The sequence below is a fragment of the Duganella aquatilis genome, assembly GCF_009674565.1.
Taxonomy (GTDB): domain Bacteria; phylum Pseudomonadota; class Gammaproteobacteria; order Burkholderiales; family Burkholderiaceae_D; genus Rugamonas; species Rugamonas aquatilis.
Genome location: NZ_WKJL01000039.1, coordinates 1 through 17,411 on the forward strand (window position 1 = coordinate 1; position 17,411 = coordinate 17,411).

Here is a 17,411-nt window from a genome sequence, read left to right on the forward strand (position 1 = left end):
GGCGCGACGGCGGTCGGCGCTGTCGGTGCGGCCGGCATCGGCGCCGGAGCGGCGACTGGCGGCGCGGTGGCGATGGCTGCGGCTACCGGCGCATCCTCCTCCGGCCGCTCATCCGCCAATGCCTGCACTGCCGCTGCAAAACCATCGACCTCCTCCGGGCCGCTGCGCAATTTCCATTGCACGCCAACGCCCATTTCCTGCAAAAACGCGCTGCTACGCGCCGCCGACTGACTCATAGCTTAAACCGCATCACAATGGCGTCCTCGCGTTGCTGGTTCGCCGCCGGGTAATATCCCTTGCGCCGGCCGATCTGTTTGAAACCATAGCGCTCATAAATCTCCAGCGCCCGCGTATTCGACGGCCGCACTTCCAGCAGCACCGACTCCATGCCCAGCCCGCGCGCGCAAGCGGCCGACTGGTTCAGCAGGAACCGTCCCAGGCCCTGCCCCTGCTTTTCCGCCGACACCGCCACATTCAGCAAATGCGCCTCGTCGACGATCGCCATCAGCAGGAAATAGCCGAGCAGATCGCCGTCGCGGTCGCGCAGCACCCAGGCCTCGTAACTGCTGTTGAGCGAATCCTGAAAATTGGCCATGGTCCACGGATGCGGATACACGCTCTGCTCCAGCGCGAACACCTCGTCCAGGTCCGCTTGCTGCATCGGCTCGTAGTTGAGCCGGGCCAGATCCCAGACTGGCGCGGTCATGCGCCACCTTCGGCCGGCTTGGCGGCGGCCATGTCGCGGCGCTCGGCCTGCGTGTAGGCCACCTTGTTGCGCAGGTACAGCGGCTGCGCCTCGGCCGCCGTCACCGTGCGGCCGGCGGCAAAGGCCACCGCCGCCAGCTGCGCGATCTGCTCGGCATGCGGCATCACCTCGGCAAAACCGCCGGCCGGGAAGGCCTCGGCATAGGCCGACAGGCCATTGCCGCACGCCACCGGCGCACCTTGCGGCTGCACATCGGCCGGCGCCGACAGCACCGGCGGCAGCACCGCCACCGGCATGCCGTTTTCAAAACGGTATTGCGCCCAATAGACCTCGCCCATGCGCGCATCCAGCACCACCAGCACCTCGGCGGCGCCGTGCTGCTGGTGGCAGGCCAGCGCCATCGCGTCCAGCGTCACCACCGGCACGGCCGGCAGCTTGCCGCCGAACGCCAGGCCCTGCGCCACGCCGCACGCGGTGCGCACGCCGGTGAACGAACCGGGACCGGAACCATAGGCGACGGCGTCGCAATCCTGCAGCGCGATGCCGGCTTCGGCCAGCAGTTCCTGGATCATCGGCAACACGGCCTGGGAATGGGTACGCACGCCGCTGGAGAGGCGGCTGATGACGGCATCGCCCCGCAGCAGAGCGCAGGAGGCGGTTTCGGACGAGGTTTCAATGGCAAGAATATTAGGCATGCCGTATTTTAACCCGGCGCGCTGGCAGGCGCGACCCCGCGCGGCCATGTAAAATACCGTTTTGGGCCGAGCTCGGCCTTGCCAGATCACCACCATGCATAGTCTGACTCTGAATTCCGAAAACCGCGAAGACGTGGCGGCGGCCCTGGCCGGCGACCGCTGGATCGTCGCCTGCCTGTGCGCCGCCTGGTGCGGCACCTGCGAATCCTACCGCGCCACCTTCGACGAACTGGCGGCGCGCCACCCGGACAAATTCTTCGTCTGGATCGACATCGAAGACCATGCCGACGTGGTCGGCGACCTGGACGTGGAGAACTTCCCGACCCTGCTGATCCAGCACCACGAGCTGGTGGCCTTCTTCGGCACCATGCTGCCGGACGCGGGCATCGCCCACCGTCTGGTGCAGTCCACCACCGCCCAAAGCGACGACGAGCTGCAGGAACTCATCGTCAACAACGCCGAACGCGCCGAATGGCAGCGCAACTGCAACCTGCGCACGCTGCTGCGCGACGCCCTCTAAACCGGGGTCAGTTCTGCCAATCGCACACGAGCTCAACTACGCTATAGTTGAGCTCGTGTGCGATTGGCAGAACTGACCCCGGTTTTACAACGTCAACGGCAAACTGCGCAGGCGCTTGCCGGTCAGTTTGAAGACGGCGTTGGCGACGGCCGGCGCGATCGGCGGCATCGCCGGTTCGCCCATGCCCTCGGGATGCGCGGTGCTTGGCAGGATGATTGTTTCCACTTCCGGCGCCTGATTCAGGCGCACCACCGGATAGTCGTGGAAATTGCTTTGCTCGATCTTGCCGTCCTTGATGGTGGCGGCGCCAAACAGCGCCGCCGACAAACCGAAGATCACGCCCGATTCCGCCTGCTGCGCAATGATGTTGGGGTTGACCGCCAGCCCGCAATCAATCGCACAAACCACGCGGTGCACGCGGATCTCGGCGCCGTCCACCGACACCTCCGCCACCTGCGCTACGATGGTGCCGAATGACTGGTGCAGCGCCACGCCATGCGCGCGGCCTTCCGGTGCGGCGCCGGCCTTGGCCACCGCCGCGTTCAGCACCGCCAGGTGGCGTGGATGCTGGGCCAGCAGCTCGCGCCGGAACGCCACGCTGTCCTTGCCCGCCGCATGCGCCAGTTCGTCGATGAAGCTCTCCTTGAAGAAGGCATTGTGCGAATGGCCCACCGAGCGCCAGTAACCCAGCGGCACCGCGCTGTCCACGATGACGTGGCGGATGCGCTGGTTGGCGAAGTGGTACTGCATGTCGAATTCGCCTTCGGCCGTGGTCTTGTCCGGCCCACCGGACGGCAGGCCGAGATTCCGCTTGAAGAACTGGTGCGAGATCGAGCCGCTGGCCGACTTGTTGTCGTAGCCAAGCACATTGCCCGCCGCGTCCAGCGTGGCGCTGAAGCGCGCCAGCGCCGCCGGGCGATACACGTCGTGCGTGGTGTCGTCCTCGCGCGACCAGATCATCTGCACCGGCTGGCCGTCGGCCTGCCTGGCGATGGCCACCGCCTGCGCCACCATGTCCACATCCAGCCGGCGTCCGAAGCCGCCGCCCAGCATGGTCACTTCCAGCACCACGTTCTCCGCCGCTACGCCGCCCACCTTGGCCGCCACGTCCACTGCGAAGCCCGGCGACTGCGTCGGCGCCCACACATGCACCTTGCCGTCCTTGACCTGCGCAGTGCAGTTGACCGGCTCCATGGCCGCATGCGCCAGGTATGGCGCGCGGTATTCGGCCTTCACGGTTTTGGCGACGCCGGCGGCCTTGCCTTCCACCGCGTCCATGTCGCCGGCCTTGTAGTAGGCGAAGCCGTCTTCCTTGTCCAGTTTTGCAGCGAAATCGGCGTAGATGGCGGCGCTGGACAGGCCGGCCTGCGGCCCGTCGTTCCATTTGACCGCCAGCGCCAGCGCCGCCTGCTTCGCCTGCCAGTAGGTTTTGGCGATGACGGCCACGCCGGCGCCGGCGCCGGTTTTCTCGGTCAGCGCGCTCGAAAAATCGACGACCTTCAACACGCCGGGCATCTTCAGCGCCGCCGCGCTGTTCACGCTGGCGACCGTGCCGCCAATCACCGGCGACATGCGCACCGCCGCATACACCAGCCCCTGCGGCCGCGCGTCGATACCGAAGATGGCCGTGCCATTGACCTTGGACGGCGTGTCGCGGCGCGGCTGCGGATGGCCGATCAGTTTGAATTCTTCAGGAGACTTGAGCCGCACCTCGCCCGGTTGCGCATGCACCGCCTTGTCGGCCAGCGCGCCATACGCGAGGCGGCGGCCGTCGGCATGCACCACGTGGCCAGCCTCGGTACGGCAGTCGGCGGCGCGCGCCGACCATTCGGCGGCGGCAGCGGCCACCAGCATCGCGCGCGCGGTGCCGCCGGCTTCGCGCATCGGCTCCCACGCATCCTTGACGCTGGAAGAGCCGCCGGTGATGATCAGCCCCAGTTCGCGCGCGACCTTGCCCACCACCCAGCTGACGGCGGATTTCAAGCGCCCCGTATCGTCCGGATGGAACGGCAGTCCATCCCTGAGCATGGCGATATTGCCGAAGATTTTATCGATGGGCGCCTGCACCAGGCGCACGGCGGACAGCGGCACGTCGAGTTCCTCGGCCACCAGCATCGGCAAGGCGGTGTGCACGCCCTGCCCCATCTCGCTGCGCGGCATGGCGACGGTCACGCTGCCGTCCTTGCCGATGCCCACCCAGCCGTTCAACGCCACGCTGTCGCCGGCCAGCGGCAAGGGATGCGTACCATTCAGGCGCTGGCGCGGCGGCATCACGCCCCAGCCCACCACCAAGGCGCCAGTTACCGCCACGCCGCCCATGATGAAGCGGCGGCGCGATTTGCTCTTCGCTGCCTGCATTGCGTCTCCTGCTGTTTTTATTTTTTCCAGCGTGTGAGCATATCATCCGCCGCCACCGGACGGCTGTAGAAATAGCCCTGCGCCATATTGCAGCCATGGCGCAGCAGGAAGGCGGCCTGCTCTTCGGTCTCCACGCCCTCGGCGATCACCGACAAATTCATGCTCTTGCCGAGCTGGATAATCGCAATCGCGATCGCTTCGTCATTGACGTCGGTCGAGATGTCCTTGATGAAGGAACGGTCGATCTTCAGCGTTTCCACCGGCAACTGCTTGAGGTAGGCCAGCGAGGAATAGCCGGTGCCGAAATCGTCGATCGCCAGCGCCACACCGATCGAGTGCAGGTCGTTGATGAAGACCATGGCGTCACCGGTGTTCATGATGACCGACTCGGTCACTTCCAGTTGCAGGCGCTGCGGCTCCAGGCCCGTATCGCGCAGGATGTCGGCCACCATGTTGACGATGGAGCCGCGCTCGAACTGCTTGGCCGACAGGTTGACCGCGATCTTCGGCACGTGCAGGCCGGCTTCCTGCCAGCGCACCATCTGGCGGCAGGCTTCGTGCAGCACCCACTTGCCCAGCTGGTTGATGAAGCCCGTGTCCTCGGCCAGCGGAATGAAGCGGATCGGCGGGATCAGGCCCAGTTCCGGATGGTTCCAGCGCACCAGCGCCTCCACGCCCACCAGGCGGCCGGTGTCGATTTCCACCTGCGGCTGATAGTTGAGGAAGATCTCGTCCTTTTCGATCGAGCGGCGCAGGAAGGTTTCCAGGCGCAGGCGCTCAACGCCCTCGCCGGTCATCGACGGCGCGTAGAAGCTGAAGCCGTTGCGGCCGCGCGCCTTGGCCTGGTACATGGCCACATCGGCGTTACGGATCAGCATATTCAGATCGGTGGCGTCGTCCGGGAACAGGCTGATGCCCACGCTGCACGTGACAAACAGCTCGTGGCCGGCCACCATGAACGGCTCCTCGAACATCTGCACCAGCTTTTCGGCGACCTGGCTGGCGCCGTACTGGTTCTCGATGTTCTCCAGCAGGACGATGAATTCGTCGCCGCCCAGGCGCGCCAGCGTGTCGCCTTCGCGCAGGCGGTCGTGCAGCGCCGCCGCCACCTGTTTCAGCAGCTCGTCGCCGATGTGGTGGCCCAGTGTGTCATTGACGTTCTTGAAGCGATCCAGGTCGATGAACAGCAGCGCCAGCTGTTCGCCGTCGCGCGAGGCGCGCTGCAAGGCGTGCTGCAGGCGGTCGTGGAACAGCAGGCGGTTCGGCAGCGCGGTCAGCGGATCGTGGTGCGCCAGGTGGTCCAGTTTTTCCTGCGATTCCTTGGCCTTGGTGATGTCGCTGAACACGCCGACATAGTGCGTGGCCTTTCCGCGCGGGTCGCGCACCGCGCTGACGGTCAGGAATTCCAGGTACAGCTCGCCGTTCTTGCGCTGGCTCCACAGCTCGCCGCGCCAGAAGCCCTTGTCCAGCTGTTCCTGCCACATGCCTTCGTAGAACGCGTGCTCGTGGCGGCCGGAGCGCGTCAGCGTGCGGTCCTTGCCCAGCGCTTCCTCTTCGGTGTAGCCGGTGATCTGCGTGAAGGCCGGGTTGACCGCGACAATGGTGCCCTCCGCATCCAGCACCACCACGCCGTCGGCGATGTGCTCGATCACGGTGCCGGACAGGCGCAGCTTTTCCTCGGCTTCCTTGCGCTCGGTGATGTCGGCGAACACCCAGATGCTGCCCTCGTTGGCGCGGTGGTGGTCCAGCGCATAGCCGCTGACCAGGCACCAGAACACGCCGCCGTCGCGGCGGCGGTACTGGCGCTCTTCGTTGAAGTAGTCGCCCTTGGCCAGCAGCGGATACTGGCGCGCGCCGGACGATTCGAAATCGAAGTCGTCGAGGAACAGGATCGAGGTCGAAGCGCCCGACATGTCGCCCGGCTCGTAGCCGAACAGCTCTTCGCAGCGGCGGTTGACCGAGACAATGGTCCGGTGGCGCACGAACATCACGCCGAACATCACGTTGTCGAGAATCGCGCTTTGCTCGGCCAGCAGCGCCTCGATGCGCATTTCATTGTGCTTGCGCTGGCTGATGTCGGAGATGATGCCATCGACCCACGGCGCATCGCGGTCGCCGTCCGAGGGCTGCGGCTGGCCGTTCTCCTGCACCCAGCGTTCGGCGCCGGCGGCGTCCTGGATGCGGTATTCGATTTCGTAGGGTTCGCCATCCTGGATGGCCTGGGCGATCACGCGGCGCTGCTTCTTGCGGTCTTCCGGCGCGATCAGATTGGTCCACGAATGGGTGGTACTGCGCATGAACTGCGCGGCCGAGTAGCCGGAGATGTCCTCGATGGCGTCGGACACGAAGTCGATCGGGCCGTCGGGACGGAAGCGGAACACCGCGCCCGGCACCTGCGTGACGATGGTGCGGAAGCGCTCCTCGCGCTGGCCGATGTCCTCGAACAGGCGCTTGATCGCCACCCGCATCTGCTCCAGCTGCTGCGCCAGGCGGCCCAGTTCATCGCTGCCGGTGACCTCCAGCCGGGTTTCAAAGTCGCCGTGCGACAGGCGGTCGGAGAAGCGCATCAGCTTGCGCAGCGGCTTGATCAGGCGGGAATTCAGGAACAGCACGATCAACAGCAGCGACACCATCAGCTGCGCCGCCAGCACGAACACGTAGGACAGCTGTTTCTCGCGCAGCTCCTGCTGGCTGCGCGCATCGTCCATTTCAACCATGATGCGGCCGATGCGTTCGCCGCGCACCAGGATTTCGCGCTCGGCGCGGTACACGTTGCCGCTGGCCGCGCGCGGCGAGCGCACGTGCATGAACTGGGTGTCGGCCTGGCCGACCACCTGCACTTGCAATACGGAACGGTCGCGCATCACCGATTCGACCAGCGAATGGGCCGATTCGGCATTCATATTCCACAGGGATTCCTGCATGCCCAGCGCCAGGATGTCGGCGTTGCGCTGCAGCGACTCGTTGAGGGCGACGCGGGCCGACTGCTGCTCGTGCACGCCGATCAGCAGATAGCTGCCGATAATGGCCGGGATCACCAGACCGCCGAACACCACCAGCAACAATGCCCCGTAGATGGACAGACCGTAGAGCGCGCTGAGGCGGGCACGCAGTTTCTGATAAATCGTGCTAGTCATGCACAGGTACGGCGTATTGATTAGTTTGCATCGTCGGTCTGAGGTTGTTACTTAATAGGAATTATGCACGTAAATATACGCAAAAAGTATCGGAGTCAGCAAAAATCCCACAGCCGCGCTATGATCGCGACTCTTTTTCCCACACATAGGAACCGCCATGACCACCTTCTCGATGTATTCCGCTTCCATTCCTGTGTTTAAGCAGATCCTGAACAGCCTGAACGCCATCCTCGACAAGGCCGAAACGCACGCTGCCGACAAGAAAATCGATCCGGCCGCGCTGCTGCAATACCGCCTGTTCCCGGACATGCTGCCGTTCACGCGCCAGATCCAGATCGCCTGCGATTTCGCCAAGGGCGCAGCCGCGCGCCTGGGCGGCCAGGAAGTGCCGTCGTATGAAGACAAGGAAGTAACGTTCGCCGACCTGAAGGCGCGCATCGCCAAGACACTGGCCTACATCGACAGCGTGCCGCAAGCGCAGATCGAAGGCAGCGAAGAGCGCGCCATCACCACCGGCAGCGGCGAGAAGACCAAGCACTTCGTGGGCCAGACCTATCTGTTCCACTACGCGCTGCCGCACTTCTACTTCCACGCCACCACCGCCTACGACATCCTGCGCCACAACGGCCTGGACATCGGCAAGAAGGACTTTATCGGCTCGTATTAATCAGGTGTTCCGGCGCGGGTAGCCCTGCGCCAGGATGCGCTGCCAGACCAGCTCTTTGGCCTCGGGTGTCATCGACACCCAGTGCGCCACCTCGACCACCGTGCGGCCGCAGCCGCGGCAGATTTCATCAAAGGTGGTCGAGCACACTGCCACGCACGGCGTATCCGGGCGGATCGGCAGATCGCTCATGGTTTCCCCATCAGTTTGTCCCAGCCTGCACGCCCCAGCTTTTCCAGCGTCTCGATATTCTTGTCGAAGATGTCGGACGCTTCCGGGAAAGCCTCGACCGCGCGGTCGATCGATTCCTCGCGCAGCAGGTGCAGCGTCGGGTACGGCGAGCGGTTGGTGAAGTTGCTGATGTCGTCGACGTCGGTGCCGTCGAACTGGTACTGCGGGTGGAAACTGGCCACTTGCAGGAAGCCATCCAGTCCCAGATCCTCCAGCGCGGCGTCGGCGACGTCGAGGAATTCGTTGTAATCGAAGAAGTCGGTCAGCACTTGCGGATGGATCAGCAGCGTGGTGTCGAGCTTGTCCGGATCGGCGTCGGCCAGGTGCTGTAGCTCTTCCATCAATTTTTCCAGCAGCTCTTCCGGCGTTTCCGCCTCGCTGACCACATAGCGCACCTGCTTTTTCACATGCACGCTCTTGGCGAACGGGCACAGGTTCAGGCCGATGACGGCTTTTTCCAGCCAATGCACGGTGTCGGCGATGACCACATCGCGGTCGATGGCAGGGGTACTCATATTGCTATTCCTCAATCACTACGCAAAAGCAGGATTGTACGCACTCTTCCCCGCAGCGCCTACGCCTCCCCTCTACTTCCGTCAATTTGACGCGATCTGACTCTTATTTGTCCGGAATTGTTGCATATAAGAATTTGTCATAAGGGTGACATATTCCTTGACTGATTGTAGGGACATTCGTACACTCCACGTTTAATTCATAGTCCACGCGAAGTTTCTTCTCGCTAACTCACGGAAAACTATGCAAGCACGAATTCCCACATCTTTCGCCCTCGCCACCTTGGTAGCGCTACTTGCGCCCACACTGGCCCTGGCTTACGATCATGCACCAGAGTTGCCGACGGTCACCACCGCGCTGTCTCCCCTGCCAAAATCCCCGATTCCCGACGTCACCTCCCTGAAAACCACCAAGCCGGCCAAACTGGTCGACGAAGATGCTTTCCGCGAAAAAGACGTGTGGGGCCGGATCCGCAGCGGTTACGCCATTCCCGACGTGAACAACGACCTGGTCGCCAAGCACATCAACTGGTACGCCACCCGTCCCGACTACATCGCCCGCACCACCGCGCGCGCTTCGCTGTACCTGTTCCACGTGGTGTCCGAGCTGGAAAAGCGCGGCATGCCGACCGAACTGGCGCTGCTGCCGTTCATTGAATCCGCCTTCAACCCGAACGCCCTGTCGAGCGCCAACGCGGCCGGCATGTGGCAGTTCGTGCCGGGCACCGGCCGCGACTTCAACCTGAAGCAGGATGCCTTCAAGGACGAGCGCCGCGGCATCCTGGCCTCGACCGACGCCGCCCTGACCTATCTGCAGCGCCTGTACGATATGTTTGGCGACTGGCAACTGGCGCTGGCCGCGTATAACTGGGGCGAAGGCTCGGTGCAGAAAGCCATCAAGCGCAACCAGGCCGCCGGCAAGCCGACCGACTTCGAGAGCCTGGCCGACCTGATGCCGGCCGAAACCCGCAACTACGTGCCGAAGCTGCAGGCGGTTAAGAACATCGTCGCCAATCCGCAGCAGTACGGCCTGAACCTGCCGCTGATCGACAATTCGCCGTACTTCACCGCCGTCGACAAGACCAGCGACATCGACCTGACCGTCGCCGCCCACCTGGCCGAGCTGTCGGTGGACGAGTTCAAGGCGCTGAATCCGCAATTCAAGCGTCCGGTCATCACCGGCGACGAGCAGACCAAGATCCTGCTGCCGAAGGAAAACGCCGAGAAGTTCCACCTGAACCTGTCGCAATGGACCAAGGAACTGTCGACCTGGAGCACGCACAAGATCACCAGCGCGCGCGAATCGATCCGTTCGCTGGCGTCGCGCTTCCACACCTCGCCCGAGGTGATCCGTCAGGCCAACAATATTCCGCAGAACTCGGTGCTGAAAGCCGGTTCGACCATCCTGGTGCCGAAGATCTCCACCTCGGCCAGCATCGACATCGCACCGGACGTGGCCGACACCGCCAACATCTCCTACGAAGCCGAACGCGCCAGCGGCAAAACGGCCAAGGGCTACAAATTGCCGAAGGCTAGCAAGTCGGATAAATCGAGCCCTGTCTCGCTGGTCAAGGCGCGCGTCTCGCGTGACGCCGCCCACGGCAAAAAGCACCGCAAAGCCAGCCAGTGACGCCGGCCCGGCCCCGCTCCGGCGGGGCCGTTCACCGCGATTCAGATGTTGCAGTCGCGGCTGACACGTCCTACAATCTTGGTCTTGCGTGTCGGGCAATACTCGCACACTAAAAAAACATAACCCCACTGACGTCGCCAGCCAGCTCTGAGAGCAAGCCCGGGCACGCAGTCGCAATCGGAGTCCCTATGGCGTTCTTGCAAGGCAAAAAAATCCTCATCACTGGTTTGCTGTCGAACCGTTCCATCGCTTACGGTATCGCCAAGGCTTGCCACCGCGAAGGCGCCGAACTGGCGTTCACCTACGTCGGCGAACGTTTTAAAGACCGCATCACCGAATTCGCCGCCGAATTCGACAGCAAGCTGGTATTCGACTGCGACGTCTCCAGCGACGAGCAGATCGACGCCCTGTTCGCCGACCTCGGCAAGAGCTGGTCGCAGCTGGACGGCCTGGTGCACGCGATCGGCTTTGCGCCGCGCGAAGCCATCGCCGGCGAATTCCTGGACGGCCTGAGCCGCGAGAACTTCCGCATCGCCCACGACATCTCGGCCTACAGCTTCCCGGCCATGGCCAAGGCTGCGCTGCCGCTGCTGAAAAACGGTTCGTCGGTGCTGACCCTGTCCTACCTGGGCGCGGTCCGTGCGATTCCTTACTACAACACCATGGGCCTGGCCAAAGCCTCGCTGGAAGCGTCGGTACGCTACCTGGCGGAAAATCTGGGCAAGCTGGGCATCCGTTCGAACGGCATTTCGGCCGGTCCGATCAAGACCCTGGCCGCTTCGGGCATCAAGGACTTCGGCAAGCTGCTGGGCTTTGCCTCGTCGCACGCGCCGCTGCGCCGCAACGTCACCATCGAAGAAGTCGGCAACACCGCCGCCTTCCTGCTGTCGGACCTGGCGTCGGGCATCACCGGTGAAATCACCTACGTCGACGGCGGCTTCTCGCACGTGATGGGCCTGAACGCGGAAGACTACCAGTAAGCCCTCCCCGCTTCGCGGACATCAAAACGCCCTGCCTGCTGGGCGTTTTTTTATGGCAGCGTGGCCAGGCTGGCGTACAGCTTGTCGCAGTCGGCCATGCTGGGCGCCTTCTGCTGCGAGATGCCGAGCTGGTTGGTCTGCCAGTCCTGCAGCGTGCGTTTTTCCTCTTCCAGCAGCGGGCCCATGGCCCTGGCGTCGTCGCGGCTGGTGAGGCTGACCATCAGCACATCGGCCTGCTTCGGCTTGGCCTCATTGGCCTTGCGCCAGGCTTGCACGGCGCTGTCGTAGGCGCTGGCGTGTTCAGGGAACTTGCGGCCGCAGGCGCCGCTGACGGCGGTCAGGAAATCGCGCCGGATGCCGAGCTTGACCGCCGACCGGTCCGCATCGCTAAGATCTGCCGCCAGCGCAGCCCCCACCTGCACGGCACATAGTCCAGCCACCACCAATTTTCGCCACATAGATCCCCTTTTTTTCAAAATACAAAGTTATCTTATAGACAACTACTGTGGCGCACGATAGAAATTATCAAATCGGTTAACCGGCGAACAGCTGGTCCATCGCATTCCGGCAGGCTGGAAACTGGCGTGGATGGAAGGCGCGGCGGATGGCGCCTACATGGCCGAATACATTCGCGAGAAAGAAGAAATCACCAGCTGGCGCGAAGGCTCCTACCTGGCGTTCGCCGAGGGCAGGGATTTCCTGTTCCAGATCCAGTACGGCTGGCGCCCGCGCACGCAGGACGAGCACGACAGCAACCTGCCATGGCGTATTTCCGCCGAGGCCAGCCTGTCCTACCTGAACGCCATCAAGGACACCATCCTGTGCGGAGGCACCAGCGAACCGGCGTGCTGATAAATCGGCGCACTGTTGACTGACCTATACAAGAACGGCAAACTAAGGCATAATAGCTGTCTTGCACTGCAATGCGTGTGTCGATAGCAAGCGATACCGGTTGTCCAGTCAGTAGTTTTTTAGCAGCATCGCAGCCTCAGCGCATCGTTCCTGGTGCCCTTATAAAGCCCTCCCGCCTCTGGTGTCGCTTCCTGACACCGTCCCGGCGCAAAGCTTTTGTGCCGAAATTTCTTTCGATTTTGATTGAGTCATTTCGTTTTGGTAGGCGTTGCTATTTCGCGTTCCGTATTTGCGTGAACGCAGATTTTTACGAAAGAAAAGCATGACATTTGAAGCACTAGGTCTCAACACGTCCATCATCAAAGCCCTGACCGACGCCGGCTACACCGCGCCGACCCCAGTTCAGCAGCAGGCCGTGCCTGCCGCGATCGCAGGCAAGGACTTGTTGGTTTCCTCGCAAACCGGTTCCGGCAAGACTGCAGCCTTCATGCTGCCGTCGCTGCACCGTTTGTCCGAGATCGATCCGGCCACCGCCGGCAAGACTCCAAATCAAGAAATGCAAGCCGCCCGCGCCCGTGGCGAGCGTCCACGTTTCAAAGCCGCACAGCCAAAAATGCTGGTGTTGACCCCAACCCGCGAACTGGCCCTGCAAGTCACCACCAATACCGACAAGTACAGCGTCAACCTGCGCCGCATCAAGGCCGTGTCGATCCTGGGCGGTATGCCTTACCCTAAGCAGATGCAACTGCTGGCCAAGAATCCTGAGATCCTGGTCGCCACCCCTGGCCGCCTGATCGACCACATGGAATCGGGCAAGATCGACTTCTCGCAACTGGAAATCCTGGTGCTGGACGAAGCCGACCGCATGCTGGACATGGGCTTCATCGACGACATCGAGAAAATCGTTGCCGCGACCCCGGCCGGCCGTCAGACCATGCTGTTCTCGGCCACGCTGGATGGCGTGGTGGGCAATATGGCCCGCCGCATCACCAAAGACCCGCAAGTGATCCAGATCATGAGCGCGGCCAACAAGCACGAAAACATCACCCAGCGCGTGCACTTCGTCGACGACCTGTCGCACAAGAACCGCCTGCTGGACCACCTGCTGCGCGACGAGACGCTGGACCAGGCCGTGGTGTTCACCGCCACCAAGCGTGACGCCGACACCATCGCCGACCGTCTGAACATCGCCGGTTTCTCGGCTGCCGCGCTGCACGGCGACATGCACCAGGGCGCGCGTAACCGCACCCTGGACAGCCTGCGCCGCGGTTCGGTGAAGATCCTGATCGCCACCGACGTTGCCGCCCGCGGCATCGACGTGCCGACCATCACCCACGTGTTCAACTACGACCTGCCGAAGTTCCCGGAAGACTACGTGCACCGCATCGGCCGTACCGGCCGTGCCGGCCGCAATGGTCACGCGATCTCGCTGGTGAACCATGCTGAAGGCATGAACGTCAAGCGCATCGAACGCTTCACCAAGCAGCTGATTCCGGTGAACGTGGTCGAAGGCTACGAGCCGAAGAAAACCGGTTCCGCACCACGCTCGTCGGCACGTCCAGGCGGCTGGAAACCAGGCGACAACCGTGGTGGCGCCAAGCCAGGCCAGCGTTCGTTCAGCAAGCCGGGCAGCAGCAGCGGCGCCCCGCGCCGTGAAGGCAGCGGCGGCGGCTACAAAGGCAGCAACCCACGCAGCGCCGACGGCCAGCGCCGTACCTACGGCGACCGTTAATCCCGGTTAGTCTGTGACAAAAGCCGCCAGAGCGATCTGGCGGCTTTTTTTATTTGAGCACGGCGACCGTGTCGACGATGTCGACGCCCTGCAACTGGCCGAGCCAGGCGTCGAACCACGGCTTGTGGGTGGCGCCGACGATGGACAGCACGCGCGCGCCGGGGCGTTCGCGGAAGGTTTCGCGGATATTGGCCACCATGCGCATGTTGCGAATCTCCCAGCCCGCCACCCATATTTGCGGATAGCCTTCCGGCGATTGGGCGCGCATGGCGGCGCCGACGTTGCCGTCGGCCCGGACTTTCAGCGCGGCGGCGTCGTTGAGCTGGCGGTACAGCGGCAGCAGGTCGTCCGCCTTGCCGAGCGCGTCCAGCTGCTTTTCCTGCTCGCCCAGCGTTGCACCGCCGGCCGCCCACGCGCCTTCGATCGAGCGCACGAAGGCTTTGATGTCGGGCACGTCGATGTAGTCGCCGGTGTGGTTGTCGACCGGGTAGACGCGCTGCCGGCCCAGGCGCGCGGCCAGGCGGGCTGCCAGCTGGTAGCTTTCGTCGTTGACCGTGCTCATCTTGTTGAGCTTGTCCACCAGCGCGGCATCCAGGCTGTCGCCGGCGTGACGCTCGGCCTCGGGCAGTTGCAGCCACTGCACGTAGGCGGAAGCGCGGTTGTTCGCGGCCAGGAACAAGGCGGCGAGGTGGCGCCGCTGCGATGGCGTCGGCTGCGCCGGCCAGGCGGCCAGGGTTTTGTCGGCTTCCGTGATGGCGGCCGGCGCGTCCAGGCCGGTGGCCGCCTTGGCGGCGTCGGTGGACGGGCAGTAGTCGTTGCCATACTTGGACGGCTGGCGCGACGCCAGGTCGCATTCGTCGCCCGGCAGGTCTTCAATGGTGATGATGTCCGGCTTGAACGCCGCCAGCCGGTCCAGCACGCCGCTCAGCGAGGCCGGGTTGAATTCCTTGGACATGCCGCGCAAGTGCACGGTGCCCAGCACCAGCACCTGGGCGCGCGGCCCGGTCATGCCGCGGTCCAGTCCTGACAAGTTCCCCTGCGCTTGCGCAGCCAGCGGCAATGCCGCGATGACGCCCCATTTCCACCACTTGCCCATGACGCTTCCTTCTCATCGTTAAAGAGAGTCCAGTGTAAAAAAGAAACTATTGCCGGACAGCCGGTTTGGGACAGAACGCCGATTTTGCCGTCCAGACGGTTAAATAGGTGAGAATGTGTGATTATTGGGAGTTGCCAAATGGGTACACTGGCGCATCCTCCATATTTGAAAGGCAGGCGGCATGATGGACGGTTTGCTCAAGCTGGCCCGCATCACGACCCGCCTGCTCAGTGGCGCGCTGGCGCTGGGCCTGCTGATGATGTCGGTCATGTTGTCGCTGCTTGCCGCGGCGATGCCGCAAGGAGAAGACTTCATCCCCGGCTGGCAGATCATCGCGGCGGTGATTGCTGCCGGTGCGCTGGTGGCGTCCGGCTTCATGATGTTTTCGCTGGGCTGGCCGATACGCTTCGCGCGGCCGTCGTTCAGGTGGCTCACCGCCCTGCTCCTGCTGGTTCCTCTGGTGGCGGGCTGTGTGCTGGTGAACGCGACGCGCACGCAGTTTCCGCCGGTGGATCTGGCCTTCATCTTGATCGGATTTACCGTCTGGCTGCTGCTGTTGTGCGTCAAGCCGGCTTTGCTTGGAACGGCGGAGAAATAACATGACGTTCGATTGGCATGGTGAAGAAATCACGCGCCAGACCGCTGTTGATGCCGGCTATAAAAATACGCAGAACGCACGCCGCTTCCTGATCGCCCAATGCGGCGACGGCTTCAAGTTCGACCGCGAGTTCATGGCGTGGATACGCAGCGGCGCCGCCAGAACCATGGGCGATGTCGCCGACGAATGGCAACGCCGCCATGCCGCCACCAATGGAGATTCGTGATGCGCCACCTGATCACCGCCGGGCTGCTGGCATGTGCACTGAGCGCCCATGCCGCCGATGCGCTGCCGCGCTACCTCACCGGCACCTGGGGCACGGCGGCGTCGCTGCATGAGGGGGCGGAGAAGCAGGCCGACATCTATCTGCTGCCGGACGGTTTCGGCGCGCTGGCAGGCTCCACTTCGGCGCCACGCCGCGCCGATGGCTTGGACGACGGCAAGCCGGCGCCGCGCGGCATCGTCGGCTTGCCGATTTTCGCGACGCTGGATGGCGATACGCTGACCGCTCGCCTGTTCCTGCCCGACACCCTGTCGGCCGCGGAGGTCAAGGGCGCCGCCAGCATCCGCCTCATTTGCCGCTACCAGCAAGCCGGCCCGGTAATGACCTGCACCGGACTGGACGGCGCTCCCATGGTGATGAAACGCCACAGCGACACCACACCACCCGACATCATCAGCTTGCGCGACAGCATGCGGCACTAGCGATAAGTGACTTCCAGCCCGTCGCTGTCGGTGAAGCGTCCCAGCGCCACCATGATGAAGTCGACGAAGGCCCAGATGCCGAAACCGCCGAACGTAAACAGTTGCAGCAGGCCGGTGCCGATCTTGCCGACATAGAAGCGGTGCACACCGAGGAAGCCGACGAAGAAACACAGCAACAAGGTCACGGCAAAATCCTTGTCGGAACGCGGCGTCTGGCGGTAAGGCGAAGGCAAACCTTGCGGCGCGCCGCATTGCGGACAGGTCGGCGCCGTCTCGTGTATCTCCCTGGCGCATCCGCGACAAAAAACCATGGTCATGCAGCTTTCCTTTTAAATAATTATCAGATTGTCACAATAAAGGAAAGTGCTTGCTTCGCCAGGCATAATTCCGGCTCAATACAATATTCCCCGCAGGTCACACGTCTTACAAACATGACCGCACCAATAACAACAACTGAGCAAGATCAGGCCATCACCGCGACGGTGCTGCGGGAGCGTTCGCGCCTGTGGAATTTCATCCGCCGCCGGGTGGCCGACCAGACCGACGCCGACGATATCCTGCAGGACGTGTTCTACGAGTTCACCCAGGCTTACCACCTGCCCGAACCCATCGAGCAGGTCAGCGCATGGTTGTTCCGCGTCGCCCGCAACCGTATCATTGACCGCTTCCGCAAGAAGAAGGAAGTGGCGCTCGACGATCTCGGCGGCGGTGGCGGCGACGAGGACGACTGCCGCCTCGACCTGATGCTGCCCTCGCCCGACGCCGGCCCGGAAGCCGCCTACACCCGCGCCATGCTGCTGCAGGAATTGCAGCTGGCCCTGGAAGAATTACCCGCCAACCAGCGCGACGTCTTCATCGCGCACGAGCTGGAAGGCGTCAGTTTCAAGGAGATGGCCGAACAGACCGGCGTCTCGATCAACACTTTATTGGCCCGCAAGCGCTACGCCGTGCTGTACCTGCGCCAGCGCCTGCAAGCCCTGTACGAAGAATGAAAG

Annotated in this window: 20 protein-coding genes; 10 read left to right on the forward strand and 10 right to left on the reverse strand. The window is 63.4% G+C overall.

The window, feature by feature from the left end; translation table 11 throughout:
- The 3 genes from GJ698_RS28525 to tsaB form a co-directional block, all read right to left on the reverse strand.
- A partial coding sequence (locus tag GJ698_RS28525; RefSeq protein WP_208023893.1) for a hypothetical protein occupies positions 1–182 on the reverse strand: 182 nt, incomplete at its 3' end.
- A 50-nt stretch (positions 183–232) separates the two neighbouring features.
- Positions 233–706, reverse strand: coding sequence for a ribosomal protein S18-alanine N-acetyltransferase (gene rimI / locus GJ698_RS28530; protein WP_154361239.1), 474 nt, complete (start codon positions 704–706; stop codon positions 233–235).
- Entirely contained in the window at positions 703–1,401 is a 699-nt protein-coding gene (gene tsaB / locus GJ698_RS28535) for a tRNA (adenosine(37)-N6)-threonylcarbamoyltransferase complex dimerization subunit type 1 TsaB (RefSeq protein ID WP_154361240.1), read from the reverse strand. Before tsaB ends, rimI begins: the two co-directional genes overlap by 4 nt.
- Before the next feature lie 94 nt (positions 1,402–1,495).
- On the opposite strand from tsaB, the gene GJ698_RS28540 reads away from it, so the two are divergent.
- Entirely contained in the window at positions 1,496–1,921 is a 426-nt protein-coding gene (locus tag GJ698_RS28540; protein WP_154361241.1) for a thioredoxin family protein, read from the forward strand.
- 84 nt (positions 1,922–2,005) lie between these two features.
- Here the strand turns inward: GJ698_RS28540 and GJ698_RS28545 are convergent, their stop codons facing one another.
- Both GJ698_RS28545 and GJ698_RS28550 read right to left on the reverse strand, forming a co-directional pair.
- Complete coding sequence (locus GJ698_RS28545) at positions 2,006–4,279, reverse strand: xanthine dehydrogenase family protein molybdopterin-binding subunit (RefSeq protein ID WP_154361242.1); 2,274 nt, start codon at positions 4,277–4,279, stop codon at positions 2,006–2,008.
- Between the two features lie 17 nt (positions 4,280–4,296).
- Positions 4,297–7,416, reverse strand: a complete 3,120-nt coding sequence (locus GJ698_RS28550; RefSeq protein WP_154361243.1) for a bifunctional diguanylate cyclase/phosphodiesterase — start codon at positions 7,414–7,416, stop codon at positions 4,297–4,299.
- Positions 7,417–7,573: 157 nt separating this feature from the next.
- Between GJ698_RS28550 and GJ698_RS28555 the strand changes: the two genes are divergently transcribed.
- Positions 7,574–8,083, forward strand: a complete 510-nt coding sequence (locus GJ698_RS28555) for a DUF1993 domain-containing protein (RefSeq protein ID WP_154361244.1) — start codon at positions 7,574–7,576, stop codon at positions 8,081–8,083.
- On the opposite strand, the gene GJ698_RS28560 is transcribed toward GJ698_RS28555, so the two are convergent.
- Both GJ698_RS28560 and GJ698_RS28565 read right to left on the reverse strand, forming a co-directional pair.
- Positions 8,084–8,272: a DUF1289 domain-containing protein gene (locus GJ698_RS28560; RefSeq protein ID WP_154361245.1), complete on the reverse strand. Its 189-nt coding sequence runs from the start codon at positions 8,270–8,272 to the stop codon at positions 8,084–8,086.
- Positions 8,269–8,826: a DUF1415 domain-containing protein gene (locus GJ698_RS28565; protein ID WP_154361246.1), complete on the reverse strand. Its 558-nt coding sequence runs from the start codon at positions 8,824–8,826 to the stop codon at positions 8,269–8,271. Before GJ698_RS28565 ends, GJ698_RS28560 begins: the two co-directional genes overlap by 4 nt.
- A 241-nt stretch (positions 8,827–9,067) precedes the next feature.
- Between GJ698_RS28565 and GJ698_RS28570 the strand changes: the two genes are divergently transcribed.
- Both GJ698_RS28570 and fabI read left to right on the forward strand, forming a co-directional pair.
- Positions 9,068–10,453, forward strand: coding sequence for a transglycosylase SLT domain-containing protein (locus GJ698_RS28570; RefSeq protein WP_154361247.1), 1,386 nt, complete (start codon positions 9,068–9,070; stop codon positions 10,451–10,453).
- Between the two features lie 188 nt (positions 10,454–10,641).
- A complete protein-coding gene (gene fabI / locus GJ698_RS28575; protein WP_154361248.1) occupies positions 10,642–11,433 on the forward strand; it encodes an enoyl-ACP reductase FabI in 792 nt (263 codons plus the stop codon).
- A 50-nt stretch (positions 11,434–11,483) separates the two neighbouring features.
- Here fabI and GJ698_RS28580 read toward each other — a convergent pair whose 3' ends face one another.
- On the reverse strand, positions 11,484–11,891 hold the full coding sequence (locus GJ698_RS28580; RefSeq protein ID WP_154361249.1) for a hypothetical protein: 408 nt from the start codon (positions 11,889–11,891) through the stop codon (positions 11,484–11,486).
- Positions 11,892–12,048: 157 nt separating this feature from the next.
- Here GJ698_RS28580 and GJ698_RS28585 point away from each other — a divergent pair, with 157 nt between their 5' ends.
- Positions 12,049–12,285, forward strand: a complete 237-nt coding sequence (locus tag GJ698_RS28585; RefSeq protein WP_154361250.1) for a hypothetical protein — start codon at positions 12,049–12,051, stop codon at positions 12,283–12,285.
- 322 nt (positions 12,286–12,607) lie between these two features.
- Positions 12,608–14,017, forward strand: coding sequence for a DEAD/DEAH box helicase (locus tag GJ698_RS28590; RefSeq protein ID WP_154361251.1), 1,410 nt, complete (start codon positions 12,608–12,610; stop codon positions 14,015–14,017).
- Between the two features lie 49 nt (positions 14,018–14,066).
- On the opposite strand, the gene GJ698_RS28595 is transcribed toward GJ698_RS28590, so the two are convergent.
- Positions 14,067–15,113: a DUF5694 domain-containing protein gene (locus GJ698_RS28595; protein ID WP_154361252.1), complete on the reverse strand. Its 1,047-nt coding sequence runs from the start codon at positions 15,111–15,113 to the stop codon at positions 14,067–14,069.
- Between the two features lie 181 nt (positions 15,114–15,294).
- Between GJ698_RS28595 and GJ698_RS28600 the strand changes: the two genes are divergently transcribed.
- Genes GJ698_RS28600 through GJ698_RS28610 form a run of 3 tightly spaced genes read left to right on the forward strand, consistent with a single transcriptional unit; the run spans position 15,295 to position 16,416 of the window.
- Positions 15,295–15,711 carry a hypothetical protein gene (locus GJ698_RS28600; protein ID WP_154361253.1) on the forward strand — a complete coding sequence of 139 codons (417 nt, stop codon included), beginning with the start codon at positions 15,295–15,297 and terminating at the stop codon, positions 15,709–15,711.
- A gap of 1 nt (position 15,712) precedes the next feature.
- A complete protein-coding gene (locus GJ698_RS28605) occupies positions 15,713–15,937 on the forward strand; it encodes a DUF6434 domain-containing protein (RefSeq protein ID WP_154361254.1) in 225 nt (74 codons plus the stop codon).
- Positions 15,937–16,416 (forward strand): hypothetical protein, encoded by a 480-nt coding sequence (locus tag GJ698_RS28610; protein WP_154361255.1) that lies wholly within the window; start codon positions 15,937–15,939, stop codon positions 16,414–16,416. Before GJ698_RS28605 ends, GJ698_RS28610 begins: the two co-directional genes overlap by 1 nt.
- On the opposite strand, the gene GJ698_RS28615 is transcribed toward GJ698_RS28610, so the two are convergent.
- Positions 16,413–16,733 carry a TM2 domain-containing protein gene (locus tag GJ698_RS28615; RefSeq protein WP_154361256.1) on the reverse strand — a complete coding sequence of 107 codons (321 nt, stop codon included), beginning with the start codon at positions 16,731–16,733 and terminating at the stop codon, positions 16,413–16,415. The genes GJ698_RS28610 and GJ698_RS28615 overlap by 4 nt on opposite strands.
- Positions 16,734–16,847: 114 nt before the next feature.
- On the opposite strand from GJ698_RS28615, the gene GJ698_RS28620 reads away from it, so the two are divergent.
- Positions 16,848–17,408, forward strand: a complete 561-nt coding sequence (locus GJ698_RS28620) for an RNA polymerase sigma factor (RefSeq protein ID WP_154361257.1) — start codon at positions 16,848–16,850, stop codon at positions 17,406–17,408.
- The last annotated feature ends 3 nt before the right edge of the window (positions 17,409–17,411 follow it).